Origin of the sequence: Microvirga pakistanensis (genome assembly GCF_004458765.1) — a bacterium.
Classification (GTDB): Bacteria; Pseudomonadota; Alphaproteobacteria; order Rhizobiales; family Beijerinckiaceae; genus Microvirga; species Microvirga pakistanensis.
The window spans coordinates 1-1,103 of the sequence record NZ_SPJX01000556.1; the positions used below are offsets into that span (position 1 = coordinate 1).

Consider the following 1,103-nt stretch of genomic DNA (forward strand, 5'->3'; position numbering starts at 1 on the left):
CGATCGTGTGGAAGGCGCGCGAGCGTCATGCGGCGGGCGACATCGACTACCAGCAGTTCATCGATATCGTCGGCTCCTCCGCTCCGTCCGTGGGTCACTGCAACACCATGGGAACGGCGTCGACCATGAACGCCCTGGCCGAGGCGCTCGGCATGTCGCTGCCCGGTTCGGCCGCGATCCCCGCGCCCTATCGCGAGCGGGGGCAGATGGCCTACGAGACGGGCAAGCGCATCGTCGACATGGTGTGGGAGGATCTGAAGCCCTCCGACATCATGACGCGCGAGGCATTCGAGAACGTGATCGTCGCCAATGCGGCCATCGGCGGTTCCACCAACGCGCCGATCCATATCAACGCCATCGCGAAGCATATCGGCGTGCCGCTCGACAACAATGATTGGGAGCGCATCGGCTTCGAGGTTCCGCTCCTGGTGAATGTGCAGCCCGCCGGCGAGTACCTCGGCGAGGAATACTTCCGCGCGGGCGGTCTGCCGGCCGTCATGGCGGAGCTCATCGGTGCCGGCAAGATCCACGTGGATGCGCTCACCTGCACGGGCACGACCATCGGAGAGAACTGCAAGGGCAAGTTCACCTGGGACCGTGACGTGATCCGGTCCTACGACAATCCGCTCAAGGAAAAGGCCGGCTTTCTGAATCTGAAGGGAACGCTCTTCGATTCCGCGATCATGAAGACCAGCGTGATCAGCCAGGAGTTCCAGGAGCGCTATCTCAATAACCCGGAGGATCCCAACGCCTTCGAGGGACGGGTGGTGGTGTTCGACGGGCCGGAGGATTACCACCACCGCCTCGACGATCCGTCGCTCAACATCGACGAGCACACCATTCTCATCATGCGCGGCGCGGGACCGATCGGCTATCCGGGAGCCGCGGAGGTGGTGAACATGCAGCCGCCCGGCGCGCTGATCCGACGCGGCGTGCTGTCCCTGCCGTGCATCGGCGATGGACGCCAGTCCGGCACGTCGGGGACGCCGTCGATCCTCAATGCGTCGCCTGAAGCTGCGGCTGGCGGCGGATTGGCGTTGCTGCAGACGGGCGATCGCATCCGCATCGATCTCAACAAGCGCACCGCCGACATCCTTCTCTCC

1 protein-coding gene is annotated in these 1,103 nt (G+C 64.5%); it reads left to right on the plus strand.

Features of this window, described 5'->3' with window-relative positions; all coding sequences use genetic code 11:
• On the plus strand, positions 1-1,103 hold a 1,103-nt coding region (locus tag E4K09_RS23780), incomplete at both ends, for a dihydroxy-acid dehydratase domain-containing protein (protein WP_193557347.1).